Origin of the sequence: uncultured Brachybacterium sp. (assembly GCF_947500705.1) — a bacterium.
Lineage (GTDB): Bacteria > Actinomycetota > Actinomycetes > Actinomycetales > Dermabacteraceae > Brachybacterium.
Genome location: NZ_CANMSY010000001.1, coordinates 222,414 through 237,391 on the forward strand (window position 1 = coordinate 222,414; position 14,978 = coordinate 237,391).

At 66.5% G+C, this 14,978-nt stretch carries 25 protein-coding genes; 1 reads left to right on the forward strand and 24 read right to left on the reverse strand.

What is annotated here, in order from left to right; translation table 11 throughout:
• Positions 1 to 2: 2 nt before the first annotated feature.
• The 10 genes from rplO to rplN all read right to left on the reverse strand — a co-directional run bounded on the left by rplO (position 3) and on the right by rplN (position 4,308).
• Positions 3 to 461, reverse strand: coding sequence for a 50S ribosomal protein L15 (rplO, locus tag Q0937_RS01030; RefSeq protein ID WP_299298754.1), 459 nt, complete (start codon positions 459 to 461; stop codon positions 3 to 5).
• A 1-nt stretch (position 462) separates the two neighbouring features.
• A complete protein-coding gene (gene rpmD, locus Q0937_RS01035; protein WP_299299622.1) occupies positions 463 to 645 on the reverse strand; it encodes a 50S ribosomal protein L30 in 183 nt (60 codons plus the stop codon).
• Positions 642 to 1,331: a 30S ribosomal protein S5 gene (gene rpsE / locus Q0937_RS01040; RefSeq protein ID WP_299298757.1), complete on the reverse strand. Its 690-nt coding sequence runs from the start codon at positions 1,329 to 1,331 to the stop codon at positions 642 to 644. Before rpsE ends, rpmD begins: the two co-directional genes overlap by 4 nt.
• Before the next feature lie 37 nt (positions 1,332 to 1,368).
• On the reverse strand, positions 1,369 to 1,755 hold the full coding sequence (rplR, locus tag Q0937_RS01045) for a 50S ribosomal protein L18 (protein ID WP_299298760.1): 387 nt from the start codon (positions 1,753 to 1,755) through the stop codon (positions 1,369 to 1,371).
• A gap of 2 nt (positions 1,756 to 1,757) precedes the next feature.
• On the reverse strand, positions 1,758 to 2,300 hold the full coding sequence (rplF, locus tag Q0937_RS01050) for a 50S ribosomal protein L6 (protein ID WP_299298763.1): 543 nt from the start codon (positions 2,298 to 2,300) through the stop codon (positions 1,758 to 1,760).
• A gap of 22 nt (positions 2,301 to 2,322) precedes the next feature.
• Positions 2,323 to 2,721 carry a 30S ribosomal protein S8 gene (gene rpsH, locus Q0937_RS01055; RefSeq protein WP_299298766.1) on the reverse strand — a complete coding sequence of 133 codons (399 nt, stop codon included), beginning with the start codon at positions 2,719 to 2,721 and terminating at the stop codon, positions 2,323 to 2,325.
• A 72-nt stretch (positions 2,722 to 2,793) separates the two neighbouring features.
• On the reverse strand, positions 2,794 to 2,979 hold the full coding sequence (locus Q0937_RS01060) for a type Z 30S ribosomal protein S14 (protein WP_193103395.1): 186 nt from the start codon (positions 2,977 to 2,979) through the stop codon (positions 2,794 to 2,796).
• Between the two features lies 1 nt (position 2,980).
• On the reverse strand, positions 2,981 to 3,550 hold the full coding sequence (gene rplE, locus Q0937_RS01065) for a 50S ribosomal protein L5 (RefSeq protein WP_299298776.1): 570 nt from the start codon (positions 3,548 to 3,550) through the stop codon (positions 2,981 to 2,983).
• Between the two features lies 1 nt (position 3,551).
• Entirely contained in the window at positions 3,552 to 3,938 is a 387-nt protein-coding gene (gene rplX / locus Q0937_RS01070; protein WP_299298779.1) for a 50S ribosomal protein L24, read from the reverse strand.
• 1 nt (position 3,939) lies between these two features.
• Positions 3,940 to 4,308, reverse strand: coding sequence for a 50S ribosomal protein L14 (gene rplN, locus Q0937_RS01075; protein ID WP_096798618.1), 369 nt, complete (start codon positions 4,306 to 4,308; stop codon positions 3,940 to 3,942).
• A 464-nt stretch (positions 4,309 to 4,772) separates the two neighbouring features.
• Here rplN and Q0937_RS01080 point away from each other — a divergent pair, with 464 nt between their 5' ends.
• Positions 4,773 to 5,183, forward strand: a complete 411-nt coding sequence (locus Q0937_RS01080; protein WP_299298789.1) for a hypothetical protein — start codon at positions 4,773 to 4,775, stop codon at positions 5,181 to 5,183.
• A 314-nt stretch (positions 5,184 to 5,497) separates the two neighbouring features.
• Here the strand turns inward: Q0937_RS01080 and rpsQ are convergent, their stop codons facing one another.
• The 14 genes from rpsQ to ngcE form a co-directional block, all read right to left on the reverse strand.
• Positions 5,498 to 5,824, reverse strand: coding sequence for a 30S ribosomal protein S17 (rpsQ, locus tag Q0937_RS01085; protein WP_299298792.1), 327 nt, complete (start codon positions 5,822 to 5,824; stop codon positions 5,498 to 5,500).
• A 20-nt stretch (positions 5,825 to 5,844) separates the two neighbouring features.
• Positions 5,845 to 6,078, reverse strand: a complete 234-nt coding sequence (gene rpmC / locus Q0937_RS01090; RefSeq protein WP_299298795.1) for a 50S ribosomal protein L29 — start codon at positions 6,076 to 6,078, stop codon at positions 5,845 to 5,847.
• Positions 6,078 to 6,497 carry a 50S ribosomal protein L16 gene (rplP, locus tag Q0937_RS01095; protein WP_299298798.1) on the reverse strand — a complete coding sequence of 140 codons (420 nt, stop codon included), beginning with the start codon at positions 6,495 to 6,497 and terminating at the stop codon, positions 6,078 to 6,080. The genes rpmC and rplP overlap by 1 nt, the downstream gene beginning before the upstream one ends.
• A 5-nt stretch (positions 6,498 to 6,502) precedes the next feature.
• Complete coding sequence (gene rpsC, locus Q0937_RS01100) at positions 6,503 to 7,357, reverse strand: 30S ribosomal protein S3 (protein WP_299298801.1); 855 nt, start codon at positions 7,355 to 7,357, stop codon at positions 6,503 to 6,505.
• 10 nt (positions 7,358 to 7,367) lie between these two features.
• Positions 7,368 to 7,721: a 50S ribosomal protein L22 gene (gene rplV / locus Q0937_RS01105; RefSeq protein ID WP_299298804.1), complete on the reverse strand. Its 354-nt coding sequence runs from the start codon at positions 7,719 to 7,721 to the stop codon at positions 7,368 to 7,370.
• A 53-nt stretch (positions 7,722 to 7,774) separates the two neighbouring features.
• Positions 7,775 to 8,056, reverse strand: a complete 282-nt coding sequence (rpsS, locus tag Q0937_RS01110) for a 30S ribosomal protein S19 (protein WP_299298807.1) — start codon at positions 8,054 to 8,056, stop codon at positions 7,775 to 7,777.
• A gap of 18 nt (positions 8,057 to 8,074) precedes the next feature.
• Positions 8,075 to 8,911, reverse strand: a complete 837-nt coding sequence (rplB, locus tag Q0937_RS01115) for a 50S ribosomal protein L2 (RefSeq protein WP_299298811.1) — start codon at positions 8,909 to 8,911, stop codon at positions 8,075 to 8,077.
• A 46-nt stretch (positions 8,912 to 8,957) separates the two neighbouring features.
• Positions 8,958 to 9,260, reverse strand: a complete 303-nt coding sequence (gene rplW, locus Q0937_RS01120) for a 50S ribosomal protein L23 (RefSeq protein ID WP_299298814.1) — start codon at positions 9,258 to 9,260, stop codon at positions 8,958 to 8,960.
• A complete protein-coding gene (rplD, locus tag Q0937_RS01125; protein ID WP_299298817.1) occupies positions 9,257 to 10,189 on the reverse strand; it encodes a 50S ribosomal protein L4 in 933 nt (310 codons plus the stop codon). The genes rplW and rplD overlap by 4 nt, the downstream gene beginning before the upstream one ends.
• A gap of 5 nt (positions 10,190 to 10,194) precedes the next feature.
• On the reverse strand, positions 10,195 to 10,875 hold the full coding sequence (gene rplC, locus Q0937_RS01130; RefSeq protein ID WP_299298820.1) for a 50S ribosomal protein L3: 681 nt from the start codon (positions 10,873 to 10,875) through the stop codon (positions 10,195 to 10,197).
• An 11-nt stretch (positions 10,876 to 10,886) separates the two neighbouring features.
• Positions 10,887 to 11,195 (reverse strand): 30S ribosomal protein S10, encoded by a 309-nt coding sequence (gene rpsJ, locus Q0937_RS01135; RefSeq protein ID WP_137770124.1) that lies wholly within the window; start codon positions 11,193 to 11,195, stop codon positions 10,887 to 10,889.
• Positions 11,196 to 11,534: 339 nt separating this feature from the next.
• On the reverse strand, positions 11,535 to 12,473 hold the full coding sequence (locus Q0937_RS01140; RefSeq protein WP_299298827.1) for a carbohydrate ABC transporter permease: 939 nt from the start codon (positions 12,471 to 12,473) through the stop codon (positions 11,535 to 11,537).
• Positions 12,470 to 13,501, reverse strand: coding sequence for a sugar ABC transporter permease (locus Q0937_RS01145; RefSeq protein WP_363323179.1), 1,032 nt, complete (start codon positions 13,499 to 13,501; stop codon positions 12,470 to 12,472). The genes Q0937_RS01140 and Q0937_RS01145 overlap by 4 nt, the downstream gene beginning before the upstream one ends.
• Entirely contained in the window at positions 13,498 to 14,943 is a 1,446-nt protein-coding gene (gene ngcE, locus Q0937_RS01150) for an N-acetylglucosamine/diacetylchitobiose ABC transporter substrate-binding protein (RefSeq protein WP_299298830.1), read from the reverse strand. Before ngcE ends, Q0937_RS01145 begins: the two co-directional genes overlap by 4 nt.
• Between the last annotated feature and the right edge of the window lie 35 nt (positions 14,944 to 14,978).

Below are 14,978 nucleotides of genomic sequence, written 5' to 3' on the forward strand. Positions count from 1 at the left end.
ACTCACGCGGTGGTGACGGACCCGCCAGCCGCCGCGATCTTCTGCTCCGCCGAGGCGGAGAACTTCTGGGCGGTGACGTCGAGCTTGACGCTCACGTCGCCGGCGCCCAGCACCTTGACGGGCTGGTTCTTGCGCACGGCGCCCTTGGCGACGAGATCCTCGACCGTCACAGTGCCGCCCTCGGGGAACAGCTCCTGCAGGGTCGAGAGGTTCACTGCCTGGTACTCGACGCGGAACGGGTTGGTGAAGCCGCGAAGCTTCGGCAGCCGCATGTGCAGCGGCATCTGCCCGCCCTCGAAGCCGATGCGCACCGTGTTGCGGGCCTTGGTGCCCTTGGTGCCACGTCCGGCCGTCTTGCCCTTGGAAGCCTCACCACGACCGACGCGGGTGCGTGCGGTCTTGGAACCCGGCGCGGGGCGCAGGTCGTGAAGCTTCAGAGGGCTCTGGTTGGAATCAGTCATGTCAGTCCACCTCTTCGAACGTCACCAGATGGGTGACGGTGCGGATCATGCCGCGGATCTCAGGGCGGTCTTCCTTCACCACGGTGTCACCGATGCGCTTGAGGCCGAGGCCGCGCAGGGTGGCTCGCTGGCTCTTGGTGCCGCCGATGTCAGAACGGGTCTGGGTCACCTTGATCTGCATCAGGCACCCACCTTCTGCGCACGAGCCGCAGCACGACCCGCGGCCTGGGCCCGCAGGAGCGGTGCCGGCGTGACCTGCTCGACCGTGAGGCCACGACGTGCTGCCACGGCCTCCGGCTCCTCGAGCATCTTGAGCGCGGCGACAGTCGCCCGCACGATGTTGATCGCGTTGGTCGAGCCGAGCGACTTGGAGAGCACGTCGTGCACCCCGGCGCACTCGAGAACGGCGCGGACCGGGCCGCCGGCGATCACACCGGTGCCGGGAGCGGCCGGGCGCAGCAGGACGACGCCCGCTGCATCCTCGCCCTGGACCGGGTGCACGACGGTGCCCTGGATGCGAGGGACGCGGAAGAAGTTCTTCTTCGCCTCCTCGACGCCCTTGGCGATCGCCGCGGGCACCTCCTTGGCCTTGCCGTAGCCGACTCCGACGGTGCCGTCGCCGTCACCCACCACCACGAGAGCGGTGAAGGAGAAGCGACGGCCGCCCTTGACGACCTTGGACACGCGGTTGATGCTCACGACGCGCTCGAGGAATGCCGACTTCTCGGCCTCCTGTCCGCGGCCGCGGCCACCCTGACGCCCACCGCGGTCGTTGCCGCCCTGACGGGCGCCGCGATCGTTGCTGGTGTTCGTGTTGTCGTTCCCACGGCCGGAGGCCGCGGGACCGTTGCTACGCTGCTGTGCAGCCATATTCAGATCCTCTTCTCGTCCTGTGTCCGGGCGGCGATCACAGCGCCAGGCCAGCCTCGCGGGCACCGTCTGCGACGGCGGCCACACGGCCGTGGTACTTGTTGCCGCCGCGGTCGAACACGACGGAGTCGATCCCGGCAGCCTTGGCACGCTCGGCGACGAGGGTGCCGACGGTGCGGGCCTTGTCGGTCTTCGCTGCCTCGGTGCCGCGCAGGTCGGCTTCCATGGTCGATGCCGACGCGATGGTCTTGCCGAGGGCGTCGTCGACGACCTGGACGAAGACGTGGCGCGCCGAGCGGGTGACCACCAGGCGGGGACGCTGGGCGGTGCCGATGACACGACGACGGACCCGCAGGTGACGACGGCCGCGCGAGCGCAGCTTGCTGCCGCGGTTGCCCTTGGTGTGCTTGAGTGCGTAACCCATGATCACTTACCAGCCTTTCCGGCCTTGCGGAGCACGACCTCGTCGGCGTAGCGCACACCCTTGCCCTTGTAGGGCTCGGGCTTGCGCAGCTTGCGGATGTTCGCTGCGACCTCGCCCACCTGCTGCTTGTCGATGCCGTTGACCGAGAACTTGGCCGGCGACTCGACGACGAAGGTGATGCCCTGGGGCGCCTTCACCGTGACGGGGTGGGAGAAGCCGAGGGCGAACTCGAGGTCCGTGCCCTTCGCGGTCACACGGTAGCCCGTGCCCACGATTTCCAGCTTCTTGGAGTAGCCCTCGGTGACACCGAGGACGATGTTGTTGATGAGCGTGCGGGTCAGGCCGTGGAGGGCCTTGTTCTCGCGCTCCTCGTCGGGGCGGTTCACCACGATGGTGCCGTCCTCACCGCGCTCGACGGTGAGGGGAGCAGGCACGACGTGCTTGAGCTCGCCCTTGGGGCCGGTCACCGTGACGGTGCGGTCCTCGATGGTGACGTTATGGACTGAGGCCGGCACTGCGACCGGCAGGCGTCCGATGCGGGACATAGCTGTTTGTCTCCTCTCCCGCTCACCAGATGTAGGCGAGGACTTCCCCACCCACACCCTTCTTGGCTGCCTGCCGGTCGGTCAGAAGGCCGGAGGACGTGGACAGGATCGCCACGCCCAGTCCGCCGAGGACCTTGGGCAGATTGGTGGACTTTGCGTACACGCGAAGGCCGGGCTTCGAAATACGACGGATCCCGGAGATGGCACGCTCACGGCTGTCCGAGTACTTGAGCTCGAGGACGAGCTTGCTGCCCACCTCGGCCTCTTCCTCGGTCCAGCCGAGGATGTAGCCCTCTGCCTTCAGGATGTCCGCGATGCGGGCCTTCAACTTCGAATACGGCATGGACGCGGTCTCGTGGTACGCCCCTGAGGCGTTACGGATCCGCGTCAGCATGTCCGCGATCGGGTCGGTCATGGTCATGTCTGTTGCTTCTTCCTCACCTGGTTTCCCTCGGTCGCCATGTATGCGACGAGGGACCTCTGGCGGTAGTCCTTACCAGCTGCTCTTGGTGACGCCGGGGAGCTCACCGCGGTGAGCCATCTCGCGAAGGCAGACTCGGCAGAGCCCGAACTTGCGGTACACGGAGTGCGGACGCCCGCAGCGCTGGCACCGGGTGTAGCCGCGCACAGCGAACTTGGGCTTGCGCTCCGACTTCTTGATCAGGGCTGTCTTCGCCATATCAGTTCTCCTTGAAGGGGAAGCCGAGCAGCTTGAGCAGCGCGCGTCCCTCGTCGTCGGTCTTCGCGGTGGTCACGACCGTGATGTCCATACCGCGGACGCGGTCGATCTTGTCCTGATCGATCTCGTGGAACATCACCTGTTCCGTGAGACCGAAGGTGTAGTTCCCGTTGCCGTCGAAGTGCTTCGGGGACAGGCCGCGGAAGTCACGGATACGGGGCAGCGCGGTGGACAGCAGGCGGTCCAGGAACTCCCACATACGGGCGTTGCGCAGGGTGACGTGGGCACCGATCGGCATGCCCTCGCGCAGCTTGAACTGCGCGATGGACTTGCGAGCCTTGGTGACCTGGGGCTTCTGACCGGTGATGTCCGCGAGGTCGCGGATGGCACCGTCGATGACCTTGGAGTCGCGAGCGGCGTCGCCGACGCCCATGTTCACGACGATCTTGGTCAGACCGGGGACCAGCATGACGTTGCCGTAACCGAACTGCTCGGTCAGCTGAGCCTTGATGGTCTCGTTGTACTTGGTCTTGAGGCGCGGGGTGGTCGCCTGGGTGGCAGTCTCGCTCATCTCAGATGTCCTTCCCGGAGCGCTTGGCGAAGCGGACACGCACCTGCTTGGTGCGGCCGTTCTCGAGCTCGAGGGTCTCGACGCGGTAACCGATCTTGGTCGGCTTGTTGTCCTCCGGGTCGACCAGAGCCACGTTCGAGACGTGGATCGAGGCCTCGCGCTGCTCGATGCCGCCCGCGCCGCCAGCCTGGTTGGGCTTGACGTGGTGCGTGCGGCGGTTGATGCCCTCGACCAGCACACGCTGGGAATCGGGGAACACCTGTAGGACACGGCCCTGCTTGCCCTTGTCGCCGACCTCGAGGCCGCGTGCTGCGGCGGCGTCGCTGTCGCTGGTGCGACCGGTGATCACCTGGACGAGGTCGCCCTTCTTGATCTTCATCTTTGCCATGTCACACCACCTCCGGTGCCAGCGAGACGATCTTCATGAAGCGCTTGTCGCGCAGCTCGCGCCCGACGGGGCCGAAGATGCGAGTTCCGCGCGGCTCCCCATCGGTCTTGAGGATCACCGCTGCGTTCTCGTCGAAGCGGATGTAGGAGCCGTCGATGCGACGGACCTCCTTGGACGTGCGGACGACGACCGCCTTGACGACGTCGCCCTTCTTGACGTTGCCACCGGGGATGGCGTCCTTGACGGTCGCCACGATGGTGTCCCCGATGCTGGCGTAACGGCGACCGGAGCCACCGAGAACACGGATGCAGAGAATCTCCTTGGCACCCGTGTTGTCGGCGACCTTCAGTCGCGACTCCTGCTGAATCACTCGTTCTCCTATCGTCTCACCGGTTCTCTTCCCACCCGCGGGGGCGGGCAGGCCGAGCCTGGCGGAACGGAATATGGACCATGCACGACGTCGCCCCTGGTCACAGCATGGACCGCAGGCGCTGCCGTCGACCGGCCCCGGGCACCAAAAAACCCTCTGCCGGACTCAGGCACTGGCGTGGTGAACGCGGGGCGTTCGCCTCTCGTACGAGGTCTCCGGCGAGGATGGATCTGGTGATCAGGATCCTGTCGCGGAGCGCTGGACTCCGACACCCGCGAGGGCACGGCGCACAGTTCTCCGGCAACCGTTCAAGACTACGCTCCCGCTCACTGCCTGTCACCCCCTCCTCATGGCACGACCATGTGTGCTTGCTCTCGCGCTCACCTTCTCCGGGCTCGCTCCTCGGCGCTCGCCCCGGACATCAGGGATGGTGCAGGATCAGGGAGGAGGGGTAGCGTCGTCCCATGATCGACATCGATGTGGCCCGAAAACTGCAGGAGGCCGGCCTGGTCTGGACGCCGGCCGACGGCGACCTCTTCGTGATCGACATCGGAGAGCTGCGCGACGAGGCATTCATGCTCTCCTCGATGGTGATCGAGCGGGGTCAGGGCCGCACGGGGGTGCCGCTCTTCCGCTTCAACGGCACCACCGAGTGGGCGTTGGACTCCGTAGAGCAGCACGAAGCGGTGTGGATCCCCCGGGAGGATCAGCTCCGCGAGGCGCTGGGCGCAGCGTTCGTCGCGCTGCGACGGTCCGAGGACGGCAGATTCACCGTGACACTCGTCGACACAGACGGGGCAGCACGCGAGGTGCCCGCCCCGCAGGCGGAGGACGCCCTTGCCGGAGCGCTGCTGATCCATCTCGCGACCCGCTGAGGGACCCCCGCGGGAATGTCCGAGCCCAAGCCCGAGCCCCAGCCCCAGCCCCAGCCCCAGCCCCAGCCCCAGCCCCAGCCCTGACACGCTCACCGAATCCACCGATATCTGCCAAGTACGGAAGCGATCGGCGAAATGGGCGTCGCGCCCCGGCATGTCGGCCGAGCAGGAAGAACGCCCCGCCCGGTATGTCGTCCGTCCAGGGCGAGCGCGCGCTCCGTGCCCAGCCGGAGGGACGCCGAGAAGGGCCGGCCCTCCCTGTGGGGAGGACCGGCCCTTCTCGAGGTCACGGGGCGGTCACTGGGACCGCCCGATCACTTGGCGCGCTCGACGATCTCGACCAGACGCCACCGCTTGGTGGCGGAGGTGGGACGAGTCTCCATGACGACGACACGGTCGCCGATGCCGGCGCTGTTCTCCTCGTCATGAGCCTTGAACCGGCTCGTCTTGGTCGTGACCTTGCCGTAACGGGCGTGCTTCACACGCTCCTCGACCTCGATCACGATGGTCTTGTCCATCTTGTTCGAGACCACGTAGCCACGCTGGGTCTTGCGGTAGGGGCGCTCGTGGGAGGACGCGTGCGCGCCCTCCTTGCCGAGCTCCTCGACGGCCGGGGTCTCGGCCTGGGTGTTGTCAGTCATCTCTGTTCCTCGCTTCGCGGTCACTCGGCGGAGCCGGGGGCCTGACGGATGCCCAGCTCTCGCTCGCGCAGGATCGTGTAGATCCGTGCGATGTCCTTCTTGACGGACCGCAGACGGCCGGAGTTCTCGAGCTGACCGGTCGCGGACTGGAAGCGGAGCTTGAACAGCTCGTCCTTGCCCTTGGCAAGTTCTTCCACCAGCTTTGCGTCGTCCAGCTTGTCGAGTTCATCGGCGGTGAGCTTGGTCGCTGCCATCAGATGTCACCACTCTCTCGGCTCAGGATGCGGCTCTTCATGGGGAGCTTGTGCTGCGCCAGGCGGAGTGCCTCGCGAGCCACCTCCTCCTCGACGCCGGCGAGCTCGAACATGACTCGACCCGGCTTGATGTTGGCGATCCACCACTCCACAGAACCCTTACCGGAGCCCATGCGGACCTCGGCAGGCTTCTTGGTGAGCGGACGATCGGGGTAGATGTTGATGAACACCTTGCCGCCACGCTTCATGTAGCGCGTCATGGCGATACGTGCGGCCTCGATCTGACGGTTGGTGACGTAGGCGGGCTCGAGAGCCTGGATGCCGTAGTCGCCGAACGCGAGATCGGTGCCGCCCTTGGCCATGCCACTGCGGTGCGGTCGGTACTGCTTGCGGTGCTTGGTCCTGCGAGGGATCAGCATGACGCTCAGGCCTCCGTTCCGGGCTGCTGTGCGGGAGCGGCGGCCTGCTCGACGGGAGCTGCGGCGGGAGCGGCAGCCTGAGCTGCACCCTCCGTGCCGCCATCCCGACGCGCGGTGGCGTTGCGCTCGTTACGACGACCGCGCGGGCGCTCTGCACGCGGGGCTCCACGTCCGCCGGAGCGGGGACCCTGCGAGGCGGCCTGCTGGGCCGCGAGCTCCTTGGCGGTGACGTCGCCCTTGTAGATCCACACCTTCACGCCGATGCGGCCGAAGGCGGTGCGGGCCTCGTAGAAGCCGTAGTCGATGTTCGCGCGGAGGGTGTGCAGCGGCACGCGCCCTTCGCGGTAGAACTCGTTACGGCTCATCTCGGCGCCGCCGAGGCGACCGGAGACGGCCACCCGGATGCCCTTGGCACCGGCGCGCTGCGCGGACTGCATGCCCTTGCGCATCGCACGGCGGAAGGAGACACGGGCGGCGAGCTGCTCGGCGATGCCCTGAGCGACCAGCTGGGAATCGGCCTCGGGGTTCTTGACCTCGAGGATGTTCAGCTGGATCTGCTTGCCGGTGAGCTTCTCGAGCTCACCGCGCAGGCGCTCTGCCTCTGCGCCACGACGCCCGATGACGATGCCCGGGCGTGCGGTGTGGAGGTCGACGCGCACACGGTCACGGGTGCGCTCGATCTCGATCTTCGAGATGCCGGCCCGCTCCATGCCCTTGGACATGAGGTTGCGGATCGCGACATCTTCCTTGACGTAGTCGCGGTAGCGCTGACCCTCCTTGGAGGAATCAGCGAACCAACGGCTGCTGTGCTCCGTCGTGATCCCGAGACGGAACCCGTTCGGATTGACCTTCTGGCCCATTCGGGACTCCTTACTTGTTCACGGGAGCGACGACCACGGTGACGTGGCTGGTGCGCTTCTTGATCTGGAAGGCTCGACCCTGAGCACGCGGCTGGAACCGCTTCTGGGTCGGACCCTCATCGACGAAGGCGGCGGCGACGGCCAGGTCGCGCTCGTCAAAGCGCTCCCCTGCCTGATCAGCCTTCACCCGCGCGTTGGCGATCGCGGACTCGACGAGCTTGAGGACGGGCTCACTGGCGGCCTGCGGGGCGAACCGCAGAATGTCCAGGGCCTCGGCCGTGCTCTTGCCACGAATCAGGTCCACAACGCGGCGAGCCTTCATGGGCGACATGCGGAGATGCCGCACCTGCGCCTTGGCTTCCATTGCTGTCCTGCTTTCTTCTGGGTGTCGGGACGTGCTGCCGTGCTGACGCGAGGTCAGCGACGACGGCCCTTTCTGTCGTCCTTCTCGTGGCCCTTGAAAGTCCGCGTGGGAGCGAACTCGCCGAGCTTGTGGCCGACCATCGACTCGGTGATGAACACCGAGACGTGCTTGCGACCGTCGTGCACTGCGAAGGTGTGGCCGAGGAAGTCCGGGGTGACCACCGAACGACGCGACCAGGTCTTGATGAGGTTCTTGGTGCCCTTTTCGTTCTGGACATCCACCTTCTTCTGAAGGTGGTCGTCCACGAAGGGGCCCTTGGCGATACTGCGAGGCATTGTTCCTGGTTCTCCCTATCAGCGCTTCTTGCCGGTCCGACGACGGCGCACGATGAGCTTGTCGCTCTCCTTGCCCGGCCGACGGGTACGGCCCTCGGGCTGACCCCAGGGCGACACCGGATGACGACCACCGGAGGTACGGCCTTCGCCGCCACCATGAGGGTGATCGTGGGGGTTCATGACCACGCCACGCACGTGAGGGCGCTTGCCCTTCCAGCGCATGCGGCCGGCCTTGCCCCAGTTGATGTTGGACTGCTCGGCATTGCCGACCTCACCGATGGTCGCGCGGCAGCGCGCATCGACGTTGCGGATCTCGCCGGACGGCATGCGCAGCTGCGCATACGGCCCTTCCTTGGCGACCAGCTGCACGGAGGCGCCGGCGCTGCGGGCGATCTTGGCACCGCCACCGGGCCGAAGCTCGATCGCGTGGATCACGGTGCCCAGCGGGATGTTGCGCAGCGGCAGGTTGTTGCCGGGCTTGATGTCCGCGCCCGGACCGTTCTCGATCCAGTCGCCCTGACGCAGCTTGGCCGGCGCGAGGATGTAACGCTTCTCGCCGTCCAGGTAGTGCAGCAGCGCAATGCGCGCGGTGCGGTTGGGGTCGTACTCGATGTGAGCGACCTTGGCGTTGACGCCGTCCTTGTCGTGACGACGGAAGTCGATCACGCGGTAGGCGCGCTTGTGGCCACCGCCCCGGTGACGGGAGGTGATACGACCGTTGTTGTTACGACCGCCGGACTTGGACAGCGGACGGACCAGCGACTTCTCCGGCGTCGAGCGGGTGAGCTCGACGAAGTCGGCGCCACTCGAGAAACGACGACCGGGCGTGGTCGGCTTGCTCTTACGAATTGCCATGTGGGATTCCCTCAGACTCTCTTCGGCTCCTCGGATATCGGCCGCCTCAGGCGACCGACCCTCCGAAGATGTCGATGGCTCCGTCAGTCAGGGTGACGATGGCGCGCTTGGTGTCCTTGCGCTTGCCGGTCCCGAAGCGCGTGCGGCGCGACTTGCCCTGACGGTTGATCGTGTTCACCGAGGAGACCGTGACGTCGAAGACCTTCTCGACGGCGATCTTGATCTCGGTCTTGTTGGCGTCGACATCCACCAGGAAGGTGTACTTGCCCTCGTCCATCAGGCCGTAGCTCTTCTCGGAGACGACCGGGGCCAGCAGGATGTCGCGGGGGTCCTTGTTCAGCGAGGTCACTTCGACTCCTCCTCGGTGGACTCCTTGACTGCGTTCACGAACCCGGCGGCCTTGGCGGCCTCCTCCGTCGCGAACCAGACCTCGGCCTTGGTACGGCCGTACCACGGGGAGTCCGGGGTATGGAACTTCATCGAGCCCTGATTGCCCTTGATCGTGAAGCCCTCAGGAGCGGAGTCGTCGGCCAGAGCGGCCGCCGATCCCTCACCGAAGGGAGCTTCCTGCGCAGCGGCCGGGGCAGCGGCGGCAGCAGCCGGCGCAGCCTTCGCAGCAGCGAAGTTCGAGGTGGGCAGGGTCAGGAGTGCCTGGGCCACGAAGTCCTCGAACCCGGTGACAGTGAAGACCACGTCGTCGGAACGCATGACGTCGTAGGTGTTCACCTGGTCCGCGTACAGGACGTGGGTGGCAGGCAGGTTGCGCGAGCTCAGCGCACCGAGGTCGTCGTCCCGACGAACGACCACCAGCAGGTGGCGACGGTCGGAGACGTTCGCCAGGGTCTGGCGAGCGGCCTTGGTGGACGCGACGTCACCCTCGAGCAGCGAGGAGATGACGTGGATGCGGCCGTTGCGAGCGCGGTCCGAGAGGGCTCCGCGCAGGGCGGCGGCCTTCATCTTCTTCGGGGTCCGCTGGCTGTAGTCACGCGGCACGGGGCCGTGGACGACGCCACCGCCGGCGAACTGAGGCGCGCGGAGGGAGCCCTGACGGGCACGACCGGTGCCCTTCTGCTTCCAGGGCTTCTTACCGCCACCACGCACCTCGGCGCGGGTCTTGGTCTTGTGCGTGCCCTGACGAGCGGCCGCCTGCTGGGCGACGACCACCTGGTGGATCAGGGGCACGTTGGTCTGCACGTCGAAGATCGACGCAGGCAGCTCGACGGAGCCGGACTTCTTGCCGGCCGGATCGAGCACGTCGACAGTGAGGTTCGCTGCCATCGGGCTCAGGCCTCCTTCGCGGGGCTCTTGACAGCCGAGCGGACGAGCACGAGGCCGCCCTTGGGGCCGGGAACGGCACCCTTGACGAGCACGAGGCCCTTCTCGACGTCGACCGCGTGAACGGTCAGGTTCTGGACACTGGTGCGGTCGCCGCCCATACGGCCAGCCATGCGCTGACCCTTGAACACGCGACCGGGGGTGGATGCGCCACCGATGGAACCGGGCTTGCGGTGGTTGCGGTGCGCACCATGGGAGGCACCGACACCGGAGAATCCGTGGCGCTTCATGACGCCAGCGGTGCCCTTGCCCTTGGAGGTGCCGACGACGTCGACCTTCTGGCCGGACTCGAACACGGAGGCGTTGATCTCCTGGCCGATGGTGTAGTCAGCGGCATCGACGGTGCGCAGCTCGACGAGGTGACGGCGCGGGGTCACGCCGGCCTTCTCGAAGTGGCCCTTCAGCGGTGCCGACACCTTGCGGGGGTCGATCTGGCCGTAGGCGATCTGCACGGCGTCGTAGCCGTCGGTCTCGATGGACCGGATCTGGGTGACGACGTTCGCACCGGTCTGCACGACGGTCACAGGAACGAGCTTTCCGTTCTCATCCCAGACCTGGGTCATGCCGAGCTTGGTGCCGAGCACGCCGGACACCGGACGGGCCTTCTGGCCGGTCAGTTCGTTGCTCATCTCCACCACCCTCAGAGCTTGATCTCGATGTTGACGTCCGCCGGCAGGTCGAGACGCATGAGCGAGTCCACAGCCTTGGGCGTGGGATCGACGATGTCGATCAGTCGCTTGTGCGTGCGCATCTCGAAATGCTCACGGGAGTCCTTGTACTTGTGGGGAGAACGGATCACGCAGAACACGTTCTTCTCGGTCGGCAGCGGCACCGGGCCCACCACAGTCGCGCCAGCGTTGGTGACCGTGTCGACGATCTTGCGCGCCGAGCTGTCGATCACCTCGTGGTCGTACGACTTGAGCCGGATGCGGATCTTCTGTCCCGCCATGGCGTCCTGTCTCTCTTCTAGGTCTGGCATGGAAGCAGCCGTCTCCCGGTACCCGAGGACGGGCGTGTCGGCCTCTGCAGGGCATAGGAGCCCAGCACAGAACCGCCGAGAGTCGGCTGCCGCTGCGTCGATTCCCTCGTTCGATGCGCGATCGATGCCAGGGGCAAGGTTCGCATCCTCGGGACGGGCCTCATCCGGTGATCATTCGCCGAGGTGCAACCCTCGGAGAACGGAACCGGGCATGTCGGCCCACGCAGACAACTTGAACAGTGTGCCAGAGATCGGTCCGCCCCCACAAGGGAGAGGCAGGTGCACCCGGTCACAGATCACGCGCTCCCGTCACTTGTCGGCGCTGGGCCCCACCCCGCCCTGCAGCTGACGCTGGAAGATGACGTAGATGATCAGCACCGGGATCACGGTGATCACCACCGAGGCGAACATCCCGCCCCAGTCGACCTGGTAGCCCTGCTGGGCCTGCAGGTTCACCAGGCCCTGCGCGAGCACGTAGTTGCTGCGCTCGGTGTTCAGCACGAGCGGCAGCAGGTACTGGTTCCACATGCCCAGGAAGTTGAAGATCGCCACCGAGGCCAGGCCGGGCTTGGCCATCGGGAGCATCACCTGGAAGAAGGTCCTGAAGTCTCCGGCGCCGTCGATCGCCGCCGCCTCGCTGATCTCATCCGGCAGGCCCGCGAAGAACGAGTGCAGGAAGAAGACCGTGAACGGCAGGGCGAAGGCCACATAGGCCATGATCACCCCGACCAGTCCCATCCGCCCGTCGAGCAGCCCCATGTTCTTCAGCACGAAGAACAGCGGCACCACGGCCAGGAAGATCGGGAACGTCAGGCCGGCGACCATGCCGAAGTAGATGATCCGGTTCCCGGGGAAGCGGAAGCGGGCGAGCACATAGGCGCACATCGCCCCCAGCAGCATCACGATGACCAGACCCGCACCCACCACGATCACGGTATTGAGGAAGTACTCCCCGATCTTCGCTTCCTGCCAGGCCCGGGAGTAGTTGCTCCACTGCATGTGCTCCGGCAGCCCGAACGGATCGGTGAGGATCTCCCGCGAGGTCTTGAACGAGGTGTAGACCGTCCACAGCAGCGGGAGGATGACCAGCAGCGCCCACAGGGTCAGGACGATGTGGTGGAGCACGGAGAATCCTGCACCGTCGCTGCCCCGCTCTCCCCTGCCGGGGCGCGACGCCCGTCCACGCTTCATGCCTCTCCCGAGCTCTCCGGCATGGGTGCTCTTCTCCGTGGTGCTCGCGGTGCTCAACGCTTGTCCTTCCTGCTGCGGCCCAGACCGATGACCAGCACGGCCACCAGCATGGTCACCACGGCCATGATCACGCCCATCGCACTCGCCTCACCGAAGCGACCGTCTCGGAAGGCGGTCTGGTAGAGGTGCAGGGACACCACCTTGGTGCTGTTGTCGGTGCCGCCGTTGGGGGTCATCACCGAGACGAAGGTGAAGGCGTCCAGGGCGAAGATCCCCATGTAGACCAGGGCGGTGGAGATGTTGTCGCGGACCATCGGGGCGGCGATCTGCACCGCGCTGCGGAACCGGCCGGCGCCGTCGATGCGTGCCGCTTCGAGCACCTCCTGCGGGATCGACTTGATTCCCGCGACGAAGAGGACCATGTAGAAGCCCACGAAGGTCCAGATGATCGCGAAGCCGACGGCGGCCAGAGCGAATCGCTGGTCTCCGAGCCAGGCGGTGCCGATGTCGTTCAGAGGATCTGCACCGAACAGCCCCCGCACGCCGTTCAGCGGTGCCCGCAGCAGGTTGAGGAACCCGTTGAGCAGCCCGCCACCGGGGTGGTAGATGAAGTTGAACAGGATGCCGGTGATCACGGCCGGGATCGCGTAGGGGAAGAAGCTCACCACACGGTAGAAGCCCGCACCCCGCACGCCGCGTACGCCGCCATGGGTGCTGCCGCCGATGGTCACCATCACCGCGAGCGCGAAGGCGAGGATGATCGTGATCGTCGGGAGGGTGATCAGCAGGACCAGGTTGTTGCGCAGCGACTTCCAGAACACCGCATCGTCGAAGATCCGCAGGTAGTTCTCGATGCCGATGAACTCCATCGACGGGCTGAGCCCGGTCCAGTCCGTCAACGAGTAGTAGAACGACTGCAGGAACGGCGAGACGACGAACATCAGGTAGACGACGAGCGGGAGCCCCAGGAAGATCAGGAAGAAGAGCATCCGCTGGGGAGTCGGCACGCGCCGACGGCGGCGCACGACCACAGGGGTCGGCGCCGCCGCCTCGTGCACTCCGACGTCGACGCCGGAAACGGTCACGAACCAGCCTTGAACTTGGTGATCGAGTCATCCTCCCGAACCCGGTCGATCATCGCCTGCTCCTGCTCACGCAGGCCGGCCGCATCGATGTCGCCCTTGAGGAAGCTCGTCCAGCTGGTGATGGAATCTGCACCGAGCCCGTACCAGTCGGAGAAGTTGTAGGTGAAGGTGTTCTCACCCGCCGCCGTGATCATGGTGTTCACCGAGGCCAGCGCCGTCGAGCCGAAGCCATCCTCGGGCACCGTGTCCTTGACGACCGAGGGCGCCTTGGTGAGCTCGGCGAACTTCTCCGCCTGCTCCTTGGAGAGCATGATGCGCAGGAACTCGGCGCCGCCGGTCGGGTTCTCCCCACCGGAGGGCACGAAGTACTGCTCCGCCGCGGTGCCGTGGAACGCTTCGTGGGGTAGCGCCCCCTCGGGCAGGGACGGCACCGGGGCTCCGGTCATGTCGTACCCCTCAGGCGTCACATCCGCCTGCTCGTTCTCGATCCACGAGCCGGAGGGGTAGAACACGGACTTCCCGGAGACCCAGCTGGTCTGGGCGTCGGTGTGCTTGATCCCCTCACCTCCGGGCTCGAAGTAGCCGGCCTCGACCGCGGCGCCCATCGCGTCATACGCCTGGACCACGGCATCCTGCTCGAAGGCGCCTTCCTCGAGGTTGTCGATCGAGGTGAGCACCTCCGCACCACCGAGCTTCGCGGCCATGGACAGCGCCATCTCCTGGTAGTAGTTCGACGCGTTCTGGCCGCCATAGGAGAAGAGGTAGCGTCCCTCCCCCTTGACCTCTTCGCCGAGAGCCATCAGGTCCTCCCAGGTCTCCGGGACGGTCCAGCCCTTCTCCTCGAACTCCGCGGCGGAATACCACAGGGCGAACACGGTGTAGACGTAGTTCATCCCGAGGAACTTGTCGTCGAACATGCCGGGCGAGGTGACGCCGGGCAGGAGGTTCTCCTCGACCGTGCCCTCGGCATCGAGCATCGGTGCGGCCAGCAGATCGCTGAGGTCCGCGAGCTGAGGCACCAGGCCATCGACCGCGAGCTTCTGGGCGCCGGAGTTGTCGAAGACATCCGGAGGGGTGCCGCCGGCGAACTGCGGCTGCAGATCCTGCTGGATGTTCACGGTGCCCTCGACCTGCACATCGGCGTCGGGGTAGATCTCCATGTACTTCTTGCCGGTCTCCTCGGCGTACTCGGTCCCGTAGCCGCCGTCGAAGATCACGGCCACCACCGGAGCGGCGACGTCGACGCCGAGCGGGTTCTCATCGGTGACCTCGCCCTCGCCGGTCACGGAACCGCCGCCTTCGGCGGCATCTCCTCCCCCGCCGCCGCCCGCGCAGGCGGCCAGCACGGAGGCGCCGGCACCCGCCCCGGCGAGAGCCAGGAAGCTGCGACGGGAGGCGCCGAGGCGCTCGAGCGGGGTCATGTCATCTGGGGACGTGCCCATGGGGACCTCTTTCATCCTTGAAAGGGCCGGGGGAC